An 18,107-nucleotide genomic window follows, 5' to 3' on the forward strand; every position below is an offset into this window, starting at 1 on the left:
GTTTGCGGGCCTCCGGCGAATTACGTAACGTTGGCGTTGTGAAAAACACGGCGGCGCTTTCCGGGCGACAGCCGGTGACCGGTCCGGTCGCCGGCACGCCCGTGTCCGCCGGTTCCGCCGCGACCGACCTCTCCACCCGGGACCGGGTGACCCAGCTGCTGCTGGAGCGGGGGGCGACCACCGCCGCGCAGCTCGGCTCGGCGCTCGGGCTCAGCCCGGCGGCGATCCGCCGGCACCTCGACGCGATGCTCGTCGACGGCGACGTGACCGCCCGCGAGCAGACCGTCCGGGGCAGCCGGGGGCGGGGCCGCCCGGCGAAGGTGTTCGTGCTCACGGACGCGGCCCGGGGCCGCTGCGGCACCCACCACTACGACAACATCGCCACCGCCGCGCTGCGCTGGATCGCCCGCAACAGCGGTTCCAAGGCGGTGGAGGCGTTCGCGGCCGACCAGGTCGCCGCCCTGGAGGGCCGCTGTCGGGCCGCCATGGAGGACGCCGGCGACGACCCCCTCGCGCGGGCCGAGGCGCTCGCCGGGGCGCTGACCGCCGAGGGCTACGCCGCCAGCGCGTCCACGATCGCCTCCGGCGGCCAGCTCTGTCAGCACCACTGCCCGGTGGCGCACGTGGCCGCCGAGTTCCCCCAGCTGTGCGAGGCCGAGACCGCGGTGATCTCCCGCCTGGTCGGCACCCACGTGCAGCGCCTGGCCACCATCGCGCACGGCGACGGGGTGTGCACCACGCACATCCCCGCCCAGCCGGGGCGTGCCCAGTCCGGTAGAACCGTCACCACTGTGAGGACAGATAGATGACCGAGCAGATCGTCCAGCCCCTGACCCAGGAGGAGCAGCTCGCCGCCCTCGGTCGCTACGAGTACGGCTGGTCCGACTCCGACGTCGCCGGCGCCACCGCCCAGCGTGGCCTCAACGAGGCTGTGGTGCGGGACATCTCGGCGAAGAAGAGCGAGCCGGCCTGGATGCTCGACCTGCGCCTGAAGGGTCTGCGGCTGTTCGGCCGCAAGCCGATGCCGGCCTGGGGCGCCGATCTCACCGGGATCGACTTCGACAACATCAAGTACTTCGTCCGGTCCACGGAGAAGCAGGCCACCAGCTGGGAGGACCTGCCCGAGGACATCAAGAACACCTACGACCGGCTGGGCATCCCCGAGGCGGAGAAGCAGCGGCTGGTCGCCGGCGTCGCGGCGCAGTACGAGTCCGAGGTCGTCTACCACAAGATCCGCGAGGACCTTGAGGAGCAGGGCGTCCTGTTCCTGGACACCGACACCGCGCTCAAGGAGCACGAGGACGTCTTCAAGGAGTACTTCGGCACGGTGATCCCGGTGGGCGACAACAAGTTCGCCGCGCTGAACACCTCCGTGTGGTCCGGCGGCTCGTTCATCTACGTGCCCAAGGGCGTGCAGGTGGAGATCCCGCTGCAGGCGTACTTCCGGATCAACACCGAGAACATGGGCCAGTTCGAGCGGACGCTGATCATCGTCGACGAGGGCGCGTACGTGCACTACGTCGAGGGCTGCACCGCGCCGCTGTACTCGTCCGACTCGCTGCACAGCGCGGTCGTGGAGATCATCGTCAAGAAGAACGCCCGGTGCCGTTACACGACCATCCAGAACTGGTCGAACAACGTCTACAACCTGGTCACCAAGCGGGCCGTGTGCCACGAGGGCGCGACCATGGAGTGGGTCGACGGCAACATCGGCTCCAAGGTCACCATGAAGTACCCGGCGGTCTACATGACCGGCGAGCACGCCAAGGGCGAGGTGCTCTCGGTGGCCATGGCCGGCGAGGGCCAGCACCAGGACGCCGGCGCCAAGATGGTGCACGCCGCGCCGCACACCTCCTCCACCATCATCTCCAAGTCGATCGCCCGGGGCGGCGGCCGCACCTCGTACCGGGGTCTGGTGCAGGTGCTGGAGGGCTCGCACCACAGCCGCAGCACGGTCAAGTGCGACGCGCTGCTGGTCGACACCATCTCCCGCTCGGACACCTACCCGTACGTCGACATCCGTGAGGACGACGTGTCGATGGGGCACGAGGCGACCGTCTCCAAGATCAGCGATGACCAGCTCTTCTACCTGATGAGCCGGGGCCTGAGCGAGGACGAGGCCATGGCGATGATCGTGCGCGGCTTCATCGAGCCGGTCGCCAAGGAGCTCCCGATGGAGTACGCCCTTGAGCTGAACCGCCTGATCGAGCTCCAGATGGAGGGCGCGGTCGGTTGACCCCGCCCGCCCCGGACGGCCGGTCGCACCGGCCCGTCCCCCCGCCCCAGACACCGTCGTCGCAGAACAGACCAAGGAAGAGATGACTACCCAGGCTTCCGCGCCGCCCAGCACCAAGTCGCAGGCGCTCCGCTCGTACGACGTCGCCGACTTCCCGGCCCTCACCGGCCTGGAGGAGGAGTGGCGCTTCACCCCGCTCAAGCGGCTGCGCGGGCTGGTCGGCGAGGCCCAGGCCTCGACCGGCGCGGTCCGGCACGAGTACGGCGACCTGCCCTCCGGCGTCGCCGTCTCCCGGATCGGCAAGGACGACCCACGGGTGGGCAGCGTGCTCACCCCGGTCGACCGGGTCAGCGCGCTGGCGTACGGCGGTGCCGGCGAGGCGCTGCTGGTGGAGGTGGCCCGCGACGCGGTGGTCGGCGAGCCGGTGGTCCTGCGGGTGGTGGGCGCCGGCGCCGAGCACCTGGCGTTCGGGCACACCTTCGTCGACGTGGGCCGGTTCGCCGAGGCGACCCTGGTGCTGGAGCACGTCGGCTCGGCGACCCTCGCCGACAACGTCGAGGTGTCGGTGGCCGACGGGGCGAAGCTGACCCTGGTCACCGTGGCCGACTGGGCCGCCGACGCGGTGCAGGCCCAGCACCTGCGGGTGAAGCTCGGCCGGGACGCCAAGGTGGTGCACATCCAGGTCAGCCTCGGCGGCGACCTGGTCCGGCAGTACACCTCGGTGGAGTACACCGGGCGCGGCGGCGAGGCCGAGCTGTACGGCGTCTACTTCGCCGACGGCGGCCAGCACCTGGAGCACCGCCAACTCGTCGACCACAACGTGCCCGACTGCCGCAGCTATGTCGGCTACCGGGGCGCGTTGCAGGGCGCGGACGCGCACACGGTCTGGGTGGGTGACGTGCTGATCCGGGCCGAGGCGACCGGCACCGACACGTACGAGATCAACCGGAACCTGCTGCTCAGCGACGGTGCCCGGGCGGACTCCGTGCCGAACCTGGAGATCGAGACCGGCGAGATCGCCGGCGCCGGGCACGCCAGCGCGACCGGCCGTTTCGATGACGAGCAGCTTTTCTACCTGATGGCCCGGGGTATCCCGGAGGGCGAGGCCCGCCGCCTGGTGGTCCGCGGCTTCTTCGCCGAGATGATCAACAAGATCCCGGTCGAGGAGTTGCGCGAGCGGCTCGGTGACGCGATCGAGGCCCGGCTGGCCAGGACGGGCGCCTGATGATCCGGATCTGTGCCACCGAGGACGTGCCGAAGGGCACGGTGATCAGCGCCGACGTCGACGGCACACAGGTCGCCCTCGTGCACGGCGAGGACGACCGGTTCTACGCCGTGCACGACGAGTGCTCGCACGCCGCGGTCGCCCTCTCCGAGGGCGAGGTCGAGGGCTGCACGCTGGAATGCTGGCTGCACGGCTCCCGCTTCGACCTGCGTACCGGTGAGCCGACCGGGCTCCCCGCCACCGAACCCGTTCCCGTCTACGCCGTCGAGATCCGCGACGGCGACATCTACCTTCCCGTGGGCGCCGACGGCCGCCCGATGCCGAGTAATGGAGTGACCCGATAATGAGCACCCTGGAGATCCGCGACCTGAAGGTGTCGGTCAAGCTGCCCGAGGGTGAGCTCAAGCCGATCCTGGCCGGCGTCGACCTGACCGTGAGGTCGGGCGAGACCCACGCCATCATGGGCCCGAACGGCTCCGGCAAGTCCACCCTGGCGTACTCCATCGCCGGTCACCCGAAGTACGAGATCACCGGCGGCTCGGTGACCCTGGACGGCGAGGACGTGCTCGCCATGTCCGTCGACGAGCGGGCCCGCGCCGGGCTCTTCCTCGCCATGCAGTACCCGGTCGAGGTGCCCGGCGTCTCGGTGGCCAACTTCCTGCGTACCGCCAAGACCGCGATCGACGGCACGGCGCCGAAGCTGCGCACCTGGGGCGGCGAGCTGCGCGGCGCGATGGAGCGCCTCCAGATGGACCCGGCGTTCGCCCAGCGCAACGTCAACGAGGGCTTCTCCGGTGGCGAGAAGAAGCGGCACGAGATCGTGCAGCTGGAGCTGCTCAAGCCGAAGATCGCCATCCTCGACGAGACCGACTCCGGCCTCGACGTCGACGCGCTGCGGGTGGTCAGCGAGGGCGTGAACCGGGTCCGCGACACCGGCGACACCGGCCTGCTGCTGATCACCCACTACACGCGCATCCTGCGCTACATCAAGCCGGACTTCGTGCACGTCTTCGTCGCCGGTCGGATCGTCGAGCAGGGCGGCCCGGAGCTGGCCGACAAGCTCGAGGCCGAGGGCTACGAGCGGTACGCCGCCGGGGCCGGCTCGGCGCGGGCCTGAGGAAGGGGCCGGTCACGCAGATGACCACCATCACGATCCCCGAGGGGATGCCGCAGTTCGACGACGTGCCGCGCTTCGACGTGGCGGCGGTGCGCGCGGACTTCCCGATTCTCGACCGGGAGGTCAACGGGCACCCGCTGGTCTACCTCGACAGCGCGAACACCTCGCACAAGCCGCGCCAGGTGCTCGCCGCGCTCGCCGAGCACTACGCGCTGCACAACGCCAACGTGTCCCGCTCGGTGCACACGCTGGGCACCGAGGCGACCGAGGCGTACGACGGCGCGCGGGCGAAGATCGCCGCGTTCGTCAACGCGCCGAGCGTGGACGAGGTGGTGTTCACCAAGAACTCCACCGAGGCGATCAACATCGTGGCGTACGCGTTCTCCAACGCCTCGCCGCGGCCCGACGCCGACCCACGCTTCCGGCTCGGCCCCGGCGACGAGATCGTGATCTCCGAGATGGAGCACCACTCGAACATCGTCCCGTGGCAGTTGCTGGCCGAGCGCACCGGCGCGACCCTGCGCTGGTTCCCGGTCACCGACCAGGGGCGACTGGACGAGTCGGGGCTGGACGACCTGGTCACCGAGCGGACGAAGATCGTTTCGCTGGTGCACATGTCGAACATCCTCGGCACGGTCAACGCCACCTCCCGGATCACCGCGCGGGTCCGCGAGGTGGGGGCGCTGCTGCTGCTCGACTGCTCGCAGTCGGTGCCGCACCAGCCGATCGACGTGGTCGACCTCGACGCCGACTTCATCGTCTTCACCGGGCACAAGATGTGCGGCCCCACCGGCATCGGCGTGCTCTGGGGCCGGGGCGAGCTGCTCGCGGCGATGCCCCCGGTGTTCGGCGGCGGCTCGATGATCGAGACGGTCACCATGGCCCGGTCGACGTTCGCCGCCCCGCCGGCCCGGTTCGAGGCGGGCACCCCGCCGATCGCCGAGGCCGTGGCGCTCGGCGCGGCGGTGGACTACCTCACCGGGATCGGCATGCGGGCGATCCAGTGGCACGAGAAGGAGCTGACGGCGTACGCGTTGGACGCCCTCGCCGCCGTGCCCGACCTGCGGATATTCGGGCCGACCGTGCCGGTGGGCCGGGGCGGGACGATCTCGTTCGCGCTCGGCGACATCCACCCGCACGACGTGGGCCAGGTGCTCGACTCGCTCGGCGTGCAGGTGCGCGTCGGCCATCACTGCGCCAAGCCGGTGTGCACCCGGTTCGGCGTGCCGGCCATGACGCGGGCCTCGTTCTACCTGTACACCACCACCGAGGAGATCGACGCCCTGGTGGGCGGTCTGGAGCAGGTGCGGAAGGTGTTCGACTGATGCAGCTCGACCAGCTCTACCAGGAGATCATCCTGGACCACTACAAGCGCCCGCACGGTCGTGGCCTGCGCGACGCCGAGGACCCGGCCGACCAGGTCGCCGAGGCGCACCACGTCAACCCGACCTGCGGCGACGAGGTGACCGTCCGGGTCGCCACCGACGGCGACGTGCTGCACGACATCTCGTACGACGGCCTGGGCTGCTCGATCAGCCAGGCGTCGGCGAGCGTGCTGCACGAGCTGCTGCGCGGTCGGGGCGCGGGTGAGGCGTTCGCGGTGCATGAGGCGTTCGTCGAGTTGATGTCCGGCCGTGGCCAGGTCACGCCGGACGAGGACGTGCTCGGTGACGGGGTGGCGTTCGCGGGTGTCGCGCGCTACCCCGCCCGGGTCAAGTGCGCGCTGCTGCCGTGGATGGCGTTCAAGGACGCCGCGGCACGCGCCGGGGTGGGCGCGAGCCCGGAGGTGAAGGCATGAGCGAGCGTCAGCGAGCGAATCATCGGCACAGTGCCGGCACAGCTCATGCCGGTGCCGAGCGAAACGAGGGGACGGCATGAGCAGCGAGGAAACTGCCACCACGCCGGGCGCCGGCGCCGTGGCGACCGACGGTTCGGCTCCGGCCACCGAGGGCCCGGCCACGTCGGCGGCCAACGGTGCGGCGGCCAACGGTGCGGCGGCCGGCGGCAAGGCCGCCGTCGCTGACGTCGAGGAGGCGATGAAGGACGTCGTCGACCCGGAGTTGGGCATCAACGTGGTCGACCTCGGCCTGCTGTACGGCGTCCACGTCGACGACGACAACGTCGCGACCCTGGACATGACGCTGACCTCGGCGGCCTGCCCGCTGACCGACGTGATCGAGGACCAGACCCGGCAGGCGCTGACCACCGGCCCCGGCGGTGGGCTGGTCGACGACATCCGGATCAACTGGGTCTGGCTGCCCCCGTGGGGCCCCGACAAGATCACCGACGAGGGACGCGACCAGCTCCGTTCCCTCGGTTTCAACGTCTGAAGTAGGCCCGCACCACATCGCGCCGCGAGCGTGTCCCCGCCCAGGGGGACGCTCGCGGCGTTTTCTTCGTCCGGAGCGCCTGCTCCGCGTCGCCGTCCCGGCGGCCCCACACCCACTTGCCGCCCGCCGGGGTTCCCGGTCTGCCGCCCGCCTGGCCGCCTGGCCCGCCGGCTCCTGACATGTCGGGGCGCAGATCGCGCCACCTCGCCCCACCGTCGCCGCCCGTGGGCGACACCCGCCAAGGCCACCTTTGCACTACTGCCCTCCATGCAACGCTCGCGGAGCGTGACGATCCCCGCCGTCCGTCCGTACTGGCCTGCGTCGTGAAGCGGCTGCTCGCTGCCGGTGTTGCTCTGACGGCAGCAGAGCAAAGGGGGCGAGGTCGTTCGGCGTTCCGAGGCGGCGGGATGACGCAGCGTGACCATGCGCATGGGGTGGTGCCGCCTGGGGCGCCAGGGCCAGGAAATCGCTCGCGAGCCGAAGGGCCAGGGCCGACGATGAGGCCATGATCGAGGCGTACTTGACGCAGGCCCCTGTCCGCGCGGCCGACACCGCGTCCCGACAGCGGACCTCGCCCGGCGGCGTCTCGACCCGCCGCACCTCGTCATGACGGCGGCGTTCCTCGCCGGCCTGGTGGCCGGCTACGGCGTCGCCGTGCCCGTCGGCGCGATCGCCGTGCTGATCCTGGGGCTCAGCGCGCGGACGTCGTTCCGGGTCGGCGCCGCCGCCGCGCTCGGCGTGGCGACCGCCGACGGTCTCTACGCCGCCGTCGCCGTGCTCGGTGGGGTGGCGGTCGCCGGCCTGGTGACCCCGATCGCCGGGCCGCTGCGGCTGGTGGCGGCAGTCGTGCTGTTCGCCCTCGCCGGGCACACCGCGTGGCGGGCGCTGCGCCCGCGCCCCACGTCTGCCGGTGCGGGCGGCGGCCGGGGCCTCGGCACCCCGGGGCGGGCCTTCGCCGGGGTGTTGGCGCTGACCCTGCTCAACCCGGCGACGGTGGTCTACTTCGTGGCGCTCGTGCTCGGGCGCGGCGAGGCGGTCGGCCCGGACCGCCCATCCGCCGCCCTCTTCGTGGCCGGAGCGTTCCTCGCCTCGGCGAGCTGGCAGTTGCTGATCGCCGGCGGTGGCACCCTGGTCGGCCGGGCGCTGACCGGGCCCAGGGGAAGGCTGGTGACCGCCCTGGTCTCCAGCGCGATCATCGGGGCGCTCGCGGTCGTCATGCTGCTCACGCGCTGACGGGCCGCCCTGGCCGAACGGGTGTCTCGACCGGAACCGGATGCTGCTCCCTGCGCGGCCCGGTCGTGCCGTACGGTCGGGCGGTGACCAGTCGACCCGCCGCAGGGGGCGGCCGGTGGGTCGAGGTCGACCCGGCCCGTGTCGCCCGCTGGATCGAGGGCTTCGCCGACCGGCACGGCCCGCCGACCACCAGCCCTCAGGAGTACGGCCTGCTGCTCGCCGCCCCGGACGGGGCGACGGCCGAGCTGCACGCCCCGCCGGGCGTACCCCCGACCCTCGACGTCGCCGGGTTCGTGGCCGCCGTCGTCGCGCCGCGCCGGATCGGGCTGCTGCTCGCCCGTAAGGGCGCGGTGGCGGTCGGGATCGCCGAGGGGGGCGACATCGTGGTGTCCAAGGTCGACACCCGGTACGTGCAGGGGCGCACCGCCGCGGGCGGCTGGTCCCAGCAGCGCTTCGCCCGACGCCGGGACAACCAGGCGAAGGCGGCGCTGGGCGACGCGGTCGAGCTGGCCGTCCGGCTGCTGCTGCCCGAGGCCGCCACGCTCACCGCCCTGGTCGGCGGGGGCGATCGGCGGGCGGTGGACACCGTGCTGGCGGACCGGCGGCTGGCCGCGCTGGCCGCGCTGCGCGCCGACCGGCTGCTCGACGTGCCGGAGCCCCGGCGCGCGGTGCTGGTCTCCGCGGTGGACGCGGCCCGCGCCGTGCGGGTCCTGGTCCGGGATCCCGGACCGGCCGCCCCCTGACCGATCGACGCGCGTGTACGGGCCACTAGGCTGGCGGCAGCGCGCGAAGGGGGTCGGGATGGAGGCGACGGACGGCGTCTCCGGTGGCGCCGGCCCGGGCGGGGAGCGTCTCGGCGACCGGATCCGCCGCCTGCGCACCGCCCGGGGGCTGACCCAGCAGCAGGTCGCCGCGCCCCGGTACACCCGGGCGTTCCTCGGCGCGATCGAGTCCGGCACCCGTACCCCCAGCCCGGAGGCGCTGACTCACGTCGCGGACAGGCTCGGGCTGCCGGTCGACGACCTGCGCTACGGGCGGCCGGCAGACGCGGCGGCCCGGCTGTCCGGGGAGTTGGCGGCGGCCCGGCGAGCACTGTCGGCCGGCGACCTCGACGCCGCGGACCGCGCGCTCGCCGACATCGGTCGCCGGGCCGACGACTACCACCTGCCTGAGTTGGGCGGCTGGGCGCGGTACTACGCGGCGGAGGCGGACCTGCACCGGGGCAGGGCACCGGCAGCCGCGGCGGGCTACGCGTGGCTGGCGGCGCAGCTGCCGGCGGACTGTTCCGCGCTGCGCGCGGCAGTGCTCGCCCGACAGTCCTACTGCCTGCTCGTCGACGGGGACGCCCCCCGCGCGGTGGCCGTGCTGGAGGAGGGGCTGCGGGAGCTGCGGGCGTCGCCGCCGGTGGACCCCGACGCCGAGCTGCGGCTGACCAACGCTTTGATGTACACGTTCCTGGAGCTGAGCTGGCGGCATCGGGCCCGCCGGCTGGAGCGGGACGTGCTGCCGCTGCTGAGCCGGGCCACCAGGGGAGAGTGGGTGGCCCAGTTCTACGCCGTCGCGGGCCAGCTCCGGCGCGACGGCGAGCTGGACGAGGCCGACCGCTACCTGCGCGAGGCGGTCCGCCGCTACGCCGAGCTGGGACTCACCCGGGAGATCGCGCTGTGTCACTGGGCCCGGGGGTACGTGCTGCGCCGGGCCGGGCGGCCCGGCGAGGCCGGTCCGGAGCTGCGCCGGGCCCGGGAGATGCTCGGCGCGGTCGGTGCCGTGCTCGACCACGCGGGGGCGACCCTGGAACTGGCCGAGTCCCGCCGCCGGGAGGGCGCGCTGGACGAGGCGGAGGAACTGGCCGGGGAGGCCGCCCGGACGGCGGCCGAGTGCCGGCACCGGGAGCTGATGGCGGAGGCCGACCTCGTGCTCGGCCTGGTGCACGCGGGCCGGGGCGTCGGCGCGGACGCCCGCCGGTTGCTGTCCCGGGCGGCCGACCGGTACGAGCAGGCCGGGCTGATGGGGGAGGTCGTCGTCGCCTGCCGGCACCTCGGCGAGTCGCTGCTCGCCGAGGGGGACCGCCCGGGGGCGGCCGAGGTGCTGCGCCGGGGCCTGCGCGCGGCGGAGCGACTGACGTGAGCGCCCGACACGCGGCGGGGTGCGGTGGGAGGGCTGACGCGGGCGGCCGTCGCGCGGCGGGGCGGCGTCGGTGACGCAGAAACGGGACCAGGTGGGTGCCCGCCTCCAGCGGCTGCGCGCCGCGCGGGGGCTCACTCAGCGAGCCCTGGCCGAGCCGCGCTACACCGCGGCCTACGTCTCCGCGGTGGAGGGCGGCCGGCGCATCCCCTCGGCAGACGCCGTCGCCCACTTCGCCGAGCGGCTCGGAGTCACCCCGGTCGATCTGACCACCGGCCGCTCCCCGGCCGAGGTGGTGTGCCTGCACCTGCGGCTGGTCGAGGCCGACTGCGCCGGGCCGGCCGATCCCGCCGGGGCGGGCACGGGCTACCGGGAGGTGATCTCGGCCGCCGCGTCGCTGGACGCCCCGGTCCTGGTCGCCCGGGCCCGGCTGGGCCTCGCCGGCCTCGCCCTGCGGCGAGGGGACGCCGGCGAGGCGGCGGCGCAGCTCGAACGGGCCGAGGAGTTGCTGGCGGAGGCGGCGCCGCACGTGCGCGCCGAGGCGACCGTCGTCCGCGCGGTGCTGGTGGGCCGCGGTGGCGACCTCCGGTACGCGACGTACCTGCTGGCGTCTGCCCGGGACGGGCTGGTGCGGGACGGCTTTCCGGATCCCGCTGCGCTGCTGACCCTGCACGCGGAGCTCGCGGTCTGCCACCTCCAGCTCGACGACGAGCCGGCTGCGGCGGAGGCTGCGGCGGAGGCCCTGGCCCTGGCGGTGCTGGCCGAGCCGGCCCGGGTGGCCGGGCTGCACCTGACGGTGGCGGGCAGCCTGCTGGCCGGGGGCCGCACGGCGGAGGCTGCCACGGCGGTGGAACAGGCCCGGCAGGCCGCCCGGCAGGCCACGCTGGACGTGCAGTTGGCGTCGTGCCACCGGGCCCGTGGGCGCGGCCGGTGGGCCGCCGGGGACGTCCCGGGCGCGCTGGCGGATCTCACCACCGCGTACGACGCGCTGCGCGCCGCCGGCCAGCCGGAGCTGGCCGGGGACGCCGCGGTCGAGCTGGCCGAGGCGTACCGGGCGCTCGGCCGGCCGGCGACGGCGGACGCCCTGGTGGGGGAGGTGCTGGACCGGGGCGGCGAGGGTCCCGGCACCGCCCGGGCGGCGCGGGTGCGCGGACTGCTCCGCGCGGACGCCGGCGACCGGCCCGGGGCGGAGCGCTACCTGCGGGCGGCGGCCGAGGGGTTCCGCGCCGCCGGCCGGCGGCGCGAGCTGGCGGGCACCGTGCTGGCGCTGGCCGATCACCTCGCCTCCGCCGGCCGGCCCGCCGAGGCGTTGGACCTGATGCGTGAAGGGTTGCGCGCGGTGGAGCGGCTCGGCGAGCGCCCGCCCTCGGCGGTGCGCCCGGCCACCTGACGCCCGCCAGCCGTCCTCGGTCGCCACCCTGCCGGGTGCGGCGGGCCGCCCGCCGGGCACCGCCCCGGCACGGCAGCCTGGTCAGCCGCTCAGTCGCGGGCCCAGAGCGCCGGGGTGTTCGGCGGTTCCCAGCCAGCCTGGGCGGTGTGTGCCTGGAGGCAGCGGTAGCCGGCGCCGCCGAACGTCACCCGGTCGCCGGCCCGGTACGTGGTCCCCGTCGCCCAGGTACCCGACGGCGGCGGGGTGCCGGTGGGGGTGGCGGTGGGGGAGGGGGAGGGGGAGGGGTTCTGCGCCACGTTGAGCACGAAGTCGAAGGTGGCCTCCCGGCCGCCGTCCACCGCGCGCACGGTCATCAGCAGGGCCGGGTCGAACAGCGAGTCGGTGCTGTTGCGGGGCTCGCCGGGGAAGTAGAGCTGGGTGGTGAGCACCGGTCGACCCGGGGCCTGGACCTTGACGTGGATGTGCCGGGTCCGGCCGGGGTAGAGGCCCGGCACGATCGTGGTCAGCCGGTACGCGCCGGAGGCGTCGGTGAACTGGTGCCCGCGAAACCGGTAGCCGGCGTTGTCGTAGCCGCCGTTGGCGTCGGCCTGCCAGAAGTCGAGCAGCACGTTGGGGATCGCCTGGCAGCCCAGGCCGAAGACGTAGCCGCTGACGGTCAGCCGGGTGCCGACCGTGCCGGCCTCGATCAGGGAGGTGCGGCGCGGCGAGTTGGGCTTGAAGTAGGGGCCCTCCATCTGCGCCGGCGTCGGGTCGTCGCCGTCGTCGCACATCGGGGTGGGCGTCAGCGCCGGCCCGGCGGGGCTGCCGCCCGTCGCCAGCGCCCGCGCCGCGCCGCCGAGGAGCAGCGGGGCGGGCAGGGTGAGGGCCACGGCCCTCAGCACGGTCTTGCGGGTGACACCGGTGGTGTCGCGGGGCTCGTCCGCGCCGGTGGATGCGCCGGTCATGGCAGCTCCTTGTCGCTCGGTGGTGACCTTCCGAGCCGACCCGGTCGGGCCGGCCGCTGCCACCGACCCTAGGGAGGCCTATCCGTCTACGTCGATGTAATCGATGCCCGGGTCGTGGTGTTTTCCACCGTGCCGGCGGAAGCCGCCGGGGGTGTCGCCGACCTCACGGCGGAAGAACCGGCAGAAGTAGGCGGCGTCGGCGAAGCCCAGCCGGGCGGCGATCCGGGCCACGGTGAGGTCGGTCTGGACCAGCAGCCGCTTCGCCTCCAGCACCCGGGCCTGGCGGATGAGCTGGGCCGGGGTGGCGCCGGTGGCCCGGGGGACCGCCTCGTTGAGGTGCCGCACCGAGACGCCGAGGCGGCGCGCGTAGGCATGGGTCGGTTCGCCGAGCAGGGCCGGCTCGGCGAGCAGCTCGTCGAAGCGGCGGGCCACCGCTGCGGCCCGGCCTGCGTGCGCCGGGCCGTCGCCGCAAGGATGAACCGCCGGTCCGGCCGGCGTCGAGCGGCCCACCTCGACGACGAGGATGTGCAGGTACGCCCGTAGCACGCTGCGGCAGCCCGGCTCGGCCCGGCGTCGCTCCCCGGCCATCCGTTCCAGCACCGACCGGATCCGGACCGCGTGTGCGGCGTCGCGCGGGTGCCACGAGCGGTGGCCCGAGCGGTGCAGCGCGTCCCGGTCGCCCGGGTCGGCCAGCAGGAACTCGGGGGTGCACAGCACGACGTCCCCCCGCAGGTCGTCCGCGTCGCGCCAGTGGTGCACCTGGCCGGGGGTGACGAGGAAGAGCTGGGGCGGCCGGACGGCGTACGCGACGAGGTCGACGACGTGGGTGGCGTGCCCGTGGGTCACGTACACCAGCTCGTAGAAGGTGTGCCGGTGCGGGAAGTCGGCGCGCGACAGCGGCCCGAGCTCGGCGAAGGAGCCGACGGCGAGCGGGAGTTCGTCGGACGCGGGGACGTCCAGCTCGTGGCGGGGCAGAGCCGGTGGCGGGCCGGGGTCTGCCCGGCGGCGGGCCGGGGCGGGGTGGGGCGAGGTGGACAACGGCCACTCCAGGCGGTCATGGCAGCCGGATGCGGCCGATCGGGGTGCGTATTGACGCATCCGGATACCTCACTTACCGTACTGGCAACAGAGTTAACAACAAAAGTTGGCTCGCCGGTAGCGCGGCGGGCGGGCGGTCAACCGCGCCCACCGCCCACCCGCTCCCTCCCCCGTCCCCGAGGAGATCCCCATGCGCCGACGACCCGCCACCATGGCCGTCGCCCTTCTGGGTGCCGCCGCCACGGTGCTCACCTTCACCCTGACCGCGCAGGCCGACCCCGGTGCCGGTCCGGCCGCCGGCGGCCCGGCCGGCGTGGCGGCCCCCGCCGGCATCGCGCCGGATATGTTCGCCGCACTCCAGCGGGACCTGCGGCTGACCCCGACGCAGGCCCGAGCCCGGCTCGACACCGATGCCCGGGCCGGCCGGGTCCAGCAGGTGCTGACGGCCACCCTCGGCAGTCGCTACGGGGGTGCCTGGGTGACGCCCGACGGCGCCGCCGTGACCGTCGGAATCACCACCGCCGCCGACGCGGCGACGGTGCGTGGCCTCGGCGCGGTCCCGGTGCGGGTGCGCCACGGCGAGCAGGCCCTGGCGGCGGTGGTGGACCGGCTGGACCGGCGGGCCGGCGACGCGCCCGACGGGGTGGTCGGCTGGTACGCCGACCTGCCCACGAACAGCGTCGTGGTGCTGGCCCGCCCCGGCGGCGGCGCCGAGGCCGAGGCGTTCGCCGCCGGCGCGCCGGCCGGCACGGTCCGGGTCCAGGCCACCACGGAGGACCCCCGGCCGTACGCCGACGTGATCGGCGGCAACGCGTACTACATCGGCAGCAGCCGCTGCTCGATCGGCTTCTCCGTGCAGGGCGGCTTCGTCACCGCCGGGCACTGCGGTAGCACGGGCGCCCGCACCTCCCAGCCGGGCGGCACGTTCCGGGGCTCCACCTTCCCCGGCCGGGACTACGCCTGGGTGCAGGTGGACGCCGGCAACACCCCGCGCGGGCTGGTGAACAACTACACCGGCGGCACGGTCGCCGTGGCCGGCAGCACCGAGGCCGCCGTCGGCGCGGCGGTCTGCCGGTCCGGGTCCACCACCGGCTGGCGCTGCGGCACCATCCAGCAGAAGAACGCCTCCGTCACCTACCCCGAGGGCACCGTCTCCGGGTTGACCCGCAGCAACGCCTGCGCCGAGCCGGGTGACTCCGGCGGCTCCTGGCTGGCCGGCAGCCAGGCCCAGGGAGTCACCTCCGGTGGCTCGGGCAACTGCACCAGCGGCGGGACCATGTACTTCCAGCCGGTGAACCCGATCCTGGCCGCGTACGGGCTGAGCCTGATCACCTCCGGTGGCCCGACGCCGACGCCCACCGCGACCGGCACCCCGCCGGGCGACACGACCTGGCAGGTGGGCACCTCGTACGCCGCCGGGGCGACGGTGATCTACGCCGGCCAGTCGTACCGGTGCCTGCAGGGGCACACGGCCCAGGTGGGCTGGGATCCGCCGAACGTCCCCGCCCTGTGGCAGCAGATCTGAGCCCTCTCGAGAAACGGGTCGGGCCCGGTCGCCACCACGGCGACCGGGCCCGACCCGCGTGTACCGGGGCGGCGGGTCAGAGGCTGCCGCCGAAGGTGTCGCAGGACTTCGGGTCGCCGGTGTCGTACCCCTTGGTGAACCACTGCCTGCGCTGCTCGGACGTGCCGTGGGTGAACTCGTCCGGGTTCACCGGGCGGCCCGAGCGCTGCTGGATGGCGTCGTCGCCGATCTTCTCGGCGGTGTCGATGGCCTCCTGGATGTCCTGCTCGGTGATGCTCTTGAAGATCTTCTGACCCTTCTCGTCGGCGGTGCCGGTGGCGTTCTTGGCCCACGCGCCGGCGTAGCAGTCGGCCTGGAGTTCCAGCTTCACCGACAGCGCGTTGGCGTTGTTCGGGTCGCGCTGCTGCTGGCGGCGCATCTGCGCCTCGGTGCCGAGCAGGTCCTGCACGTGGTGGCCGTACTCGTGGGCCAGCACGTACGGCTGGGCGAACTCGCCCTTCGCGCCGAGCTGGTCGGCGAGCTGCTGGTAGAAGGTCAGGTCGATGTAGACCAGGTCGTCGGCGGGGCAGTAGAACGGCCCGACGCCGGAGTCGGCCTGGCCGCAGCCGGTGTTGACGCCCTGGCTGAAGAAGACGGTCTTCGAGGCCTTGTACTGCTCGCCGAAGGCCTCCGGCAGCGCGGTGCGCCAGTACGCCTGGATCGAGTTGACGTACAGGTTGTTGCGGCAGTCGAGCTGCTTCAGCGCGTCGTCGGCCGAGCACTTCTGCTCCAGCGCGGTGTTGTCGCCCTGGCCGGCCCCGCCGTCGCCCCCGGTCATCGCGTTGAGCCCGAAGCCGCCGCCGACCAGGGCGACCAGCACCGCGACGATGATGCCGACGATGCCGCCGCGCCCACCGCCGATGGGGATGCCACCCAGGCCGCCGCCTCCCCCGGACCCCCGCCGATCGTCCACCTGACTGGTGTCGACCCGCGCGTTCTCGTTCAGCTCCATGTTGACCCCGATCACCGATTCATCACGTTTGGCGGTTGCGGTACCGGACCGGGTCCGGACGGCGTTTCTGGTACCCGATGATCTTGATCGGTAACCGTGGCGGCGTCCCCGGGGACGCCCGGTACAATTGCGGCGTGCTGCTCTGCGAAGGCTGAACCGCCCCGCGCCGACGGGAACCATCGACCCGCCGGCGCTTTCGCGTGCCCTGAGTCAGCCCTTCCAGAATTCGAGAGCGAGCCCCTTACATGATCACTGCCACCGGCCTGGAGCTGCGCGCCGGCGCCCGGATCCTGCTGTCCGACACCACCCTTCGGGTGCAGCCGGGCGACCGCATCGGCCTGGTCGGCCGCAACGGTGCCGGCAAGACCACCACCCTGAAGGTGCTCGCGGGGGAGGGGCAGCCGTACGCCGGCCAGATCGATCGGCGCAGCGCCGTCGGCTACCTCCCGCAGGACCCACGCACCGGTGACCTTGAGGTCACCGGCCGGGACCGGGTGCTCTCCGCCCGGGGCCTGGACGTGTTGATGGCCCAGATGCAGGAGGTCGAGGCCAGGCTCGCCGACAGCGTCGAAGACAAGCTGGTCCGCCGCTACGGCGCCCTGGAGGACCAGTTCGCCGCCCTCGGCGGGTACGCGGCCGAGGCCGAGGCCGCCCGGATCTGCGCCAACCTCGGCCTGCCCGACCGGGCCCTCGCCCAGACCATCGGCACCCTCTCCGGCGGTCAGCGCCGCCGCATCGAGCTGGCCCGGATCCTGTTCCGCGACGCCGGGGAGAACGGCGGCGGCATCCTGCTGCTCGACGAACCGACCAACCACCTCGACGCCGACTCGATCACCTGGCTGCGCGGCTTCCTCGCCAACCACAAGGGCGGGCTGATCGTGATCTCCCACGACGGCGCGTTGCTGGAGTCGGTGGTCAACAAGGTCTGGTTCCTCGACGCCACGCGTTCCGTGGTCGACGTCTACAACCTGGGCTGGAAGGCGTACCTGGAGGCGCGGGAGACCGACGAGCGGCGCCGCCGCCGGGAGCGGGCCAACGCCGAGAAGAAGGCCGGCGCGTTGATGGCCCAGGCCGACAAGATGCGGGCCAAGGCCACCAAGACCGTCGCCGCGCAGAACATGGCACGCCGGGCCGAGAAGCTGATCTCCGGGCTGGAGGAGGTCCGGGTCTCCGACAGGGTGGCCAAGGTCCGCTTCCCGAACCCCGCGTCGTGCGGCAAGACGCCGCTCACCGCGTCCGGGCTGTCCAAGTCGTACGGCTCGCTGGAGATCTTCACCGACGTCAACGTGGCGGTTGACCGGGGCTCCCGGGTGGCCATCCTCGGCCTCAACGGCGCCGGCAAGACCACCCTGCTGCGGATGCTCGGCGGCCTGCTCAAGCCGGACACCGGCGAGGTGCACGCCGGACACGGGCTGCGGCTGGGCTACTACGCCCAGGAGCACGAGACCCTGGACGTGAACCGGACGGTGCTGGAGAACATGCGCGCCGCCGCCATCGAGCAGACCGACACCGAGCTGCGGAAGATCCTCGGCGCGTTCCTGTTCTCCGGCGAGGACGTGGACAAGCCGGCCGGGGTGCTCTCCGGTGGGGAGAAGACCCGGCTGGCCCTGTCCACCCTCGTCTGCTCCGGCGCCAACGTGCTGCTGCTCGACGAGCCGACGAACAACCTCGACCCGGTCAGCCGGGAGCAGGTGCTCGACGCCATCGCCAACTACCCGGGCGCGATCGTGCTGGTCACCCACGACCCCGGCGCGGTGCTGGCGCTCAAGCCGGACCGGGCGATCCTGCTCCCCGACGGCGACGAGGACGCCTGGAGCGACGACCTGCTCGAACTGGTCGAGCTGGCCTGAGCCGCCCCGCCCCGCCGCGCCGATCGCGGAGCCGCGATGGGCGGAAAGCGACTTCACGCACCTTTCGCGAAGCGCCGCACTTCATGGTCTCCCCGGCGGGGCGG

At 73.6% G+C, this 18,107-nt stretch carries 17 protein-coding genes; 14 read left to right on the forward strand and 3 right to left on the reverse strand.

All coding sequences use genetic code 11. The features are described 5' to 3' along the window. Nucleotides 1–38: 38 nt before the first annotated feature. From ABT023_RS21270 to ABT023_RS21325, 12 genes are all read left to right on the forward strand, one after another. On the forward strand, nucleotides 39–809 hold the full coding sequence (locus tag ABT023_RS21270) for a helix-turn-helix transcriptional regulator (RefSeq protein ID WP_350888122.1): 771 nt from the start codon (nucleotides 39–41) through the stop codon (nucleotides 807–809). Then, on the forward strand, nucleotides 806–2,236 hold the full coding sequence (sufB, locus tag ABT023_RS21275) for a Fe-S cluster assembly protein SufB (RefSeq protein ID WP_350888123.1): 1,431 nt from the start codon (nucleotides 806–808) through the stop codon (nucleotides 2,234–2,236). The genes ABT023_RS21270 and sufB overlap by 4 nt, the downstream gene beginning before the upstream one ends. Nucleotides 2,237–2,318: 82 nt before the next feature. Then, nucleotides 2,319–3,461 (forward strand): Fe-S cluster assembly protein SufD, encoded by a 1,143-nt coding sequence (gene sufD, locus ABT023_RS21280; protein ID WP_350888124.1) that lies wholly within the window; start codon nucleotides 2,319–2,321, stop codon nucleotides 3,459–3,461. Beyond that, the gene (locus ABT023_RS21285) at nucleotides 3,461–3,805 is read left to right on the forward strand and encodes a non-heme iron oxygenase ferredoxin subunit (RefSeq protein ID WP_350888125.1); all 345 of its coding nucleotides are present in this window, start codon (nucleotides 3,461–3,463) and stop codon (nucleotides 3,803–3,805) included. Before sufD ends, ABT023_RS21285 begins: the two co-directional genes overlap by 1 nt. After that, entirely contained in the window at nucleotides 3,805–4,578 is a 774-nt protein-coding gene (gene sufC / locus ABT023_RS21290) for a Fe-S cluster assembly ATPase SufC (protein ID WP_350888126.1), read from the forward strand. Before ABT023_RS21285 ends, sufC begins: the two co-directional genes overlap by 1 nt. Before the next feature lie 20 nt (nucleotides 4,579–4,598). Further along, nucleotides 4,599–5,903: a cysteine desulfurase gene (locus ABT023_RS21295; protein WP_350888127.1), complete on the forward strand. Its 1,305-nt coding sequence runs from the start codon at nucleotides 4,599–4,601 to the stop codon at nucleotides 5,901–5,903. Then, a complete protein-coding gene (gene sufU, locus ABT023_RS21300; RefSeq protein ID WP_350888128.1) occupies nucleotides 5,903–6,376 on the forward strand; it encodes a Fe-S cluster assembly sulfur transfer protein SufU in 474 nt (157 codons plus the stop codon). The genes ABT023_RS21295 and sufU overlap by 1 nt, the downstream gene beginning before the upstream one ends. A 76-nt stretch (nucleotides 6,377–6,452) precedes the next feature. Then, entirely contained in the window at nucleotides 6,453–6,908 is a 456-nt protein-coding gene (locus tag ABT023_RS21305; RefSeq protein WP_350888129.1) for a metal-sulfur cluster assembly factor, read from the forward strand. Between the two features lie 606 nt (nucleotides 6,909–7,514). Continuing rightward, on the forward strand, nucleotides 7,515–8,141 hold the full coding sequence (locus ABT023_RS21310; RefSeq protein ID WP_350888130.1) for a LysE/ArgO family amino acid transporter: 627 nt from the start codon (nucleotides 7,515–7,517) through the stop codon (nucleotides 8,139–8,141). Between the two features lie 83 nt (nucleotides 8,142–8,224). Next, a complete protein-coding gene (locus tag ABT023_RS21315) occupies nucleotides 8,225–8,884 on the forward strand; it encodes an acVLRF1 family peptidyl-tRNA hydrolase (protein ID WP_350888131.1) in 660 nt (219 codons plus the stop codon). Between the two features lie 58 nt (nucleotides 8,885–8,942). Next, nucleotides 8,943–10,268 carry a helix-turn-helix domain-containing protein gene (locus ABT023_RS21320; RefSeq protein ID WP_350888132.1) on the forward strand — a complete coding sequence of 442 codons (1,326 nt, stop codon included), beginning with the start codon at nucleotides 8,943–8,945 and terminating at the stop codon, nucleotides 10,266–10,268. A 70-nt stretch (nucleotides 10,269–10,338) separates the two neighbouring features. Then, a complete protein-coding gene (locus ABT023_RS21325) occupies nucleotides 10,339–11,655 on the forward strand; it encodes a helix-turn-helix domain-containing protein (protein WP_350888133.1) in 1,317 nt (438 codons plus the stop codon). Between the two features lie 89 nt (nucleotides 11,656–11,744). Here the strand turns inward: ABT023_RS21325 and ABT023_RS21330 are convergent, their stop codons facing one another. Both ABT023_RS21330 and ABT023_RS21335 read right to left on the reverse strand, forming a co-directional pair. Continuing rightward, entirely contained in the window at nucleotides 11,745–12,599 is an 855-nt protein-coding gene (locus ABT023_RS21330; RefSeq protein ID WP_350888134.1) for a dioxygenase family protein, read from the reverse strand. A gap of 78 nt (nucleotides 12,600–12,677) precedes the next feature. After that, on the reverse strand, nucleotides 12,678–13,637 hold the full coding sequence (locus ABT023_RS21335) for an AraC family transcriptional regulator (protein WP_350888135.1): 960 nt from the start codon (nucleotides 13,635–13,637) through the stop codon (nucleotides 12,678–12,680). Nucleotides 13,638–13,827: 190 nt separating this feature from the next. Here ABT023_RS21335 and ABT023_RS21340 point away from each other — a divergent pair, with 190 nt between their 5' ends. Next, the gene (locus tag ABT023_RS21340) at nucleotides 13,828–15,162 is read left to right on the forward strand and encodes a carbohydrate-binding protein (protein ID WP_350888136.1); all 1,335 of its coding nucleotides are present in this window, start codon (nucleotides 13,828–13,830) and stop codon (nucleotides 15,160–15,162) included. A gap of 76 nt (nucleotides 15,163–15,238) precedes the next feature. On the opposite strand, the gene ypfJ is transcribed toward ABT023_RS21340, so the two are convergent. Next, nucleotides 15,239–16,153, reverse strand: coding sequence for a KPN_02809 family neutral zinc metallopeptidase (gene ypfJ / locus ABT023_RS21345; RefSeq protein WP_350888159.1), 915 nt, complete (start codon nucleotides 16,151–16,153; stop codon nucleotides 15,239–15,241). A gap of 245 nt (nucleotides 16,154–16,398) precedes the next feature. On the opposite strand from ypfJ, the gene ABT023_RS21350 reads away from it, so the two are divergent. Continuing rightward, entirely contained in the window at nucleotides 16,399–18,003 is a 1,605-nt protein-coding gene (locus ABT023_RS21350) for an ABC-F family ATP-binding cassette domain-containing protein (protein ID WP_350888137.1), read from the forward strand. Nucleotides 18,004–18,107 lie beyond the last annotated feature (104 nt).

Origin of the sequence: Micromonospora sp. NPDC002296 (assembly GCF_040296145.1) — a bacterium.
Lineage (GTDB): Bacteria > Actinomycetota > Actinomycetes > Mycobacteriales > Micromonosporaceae > Micromonospora.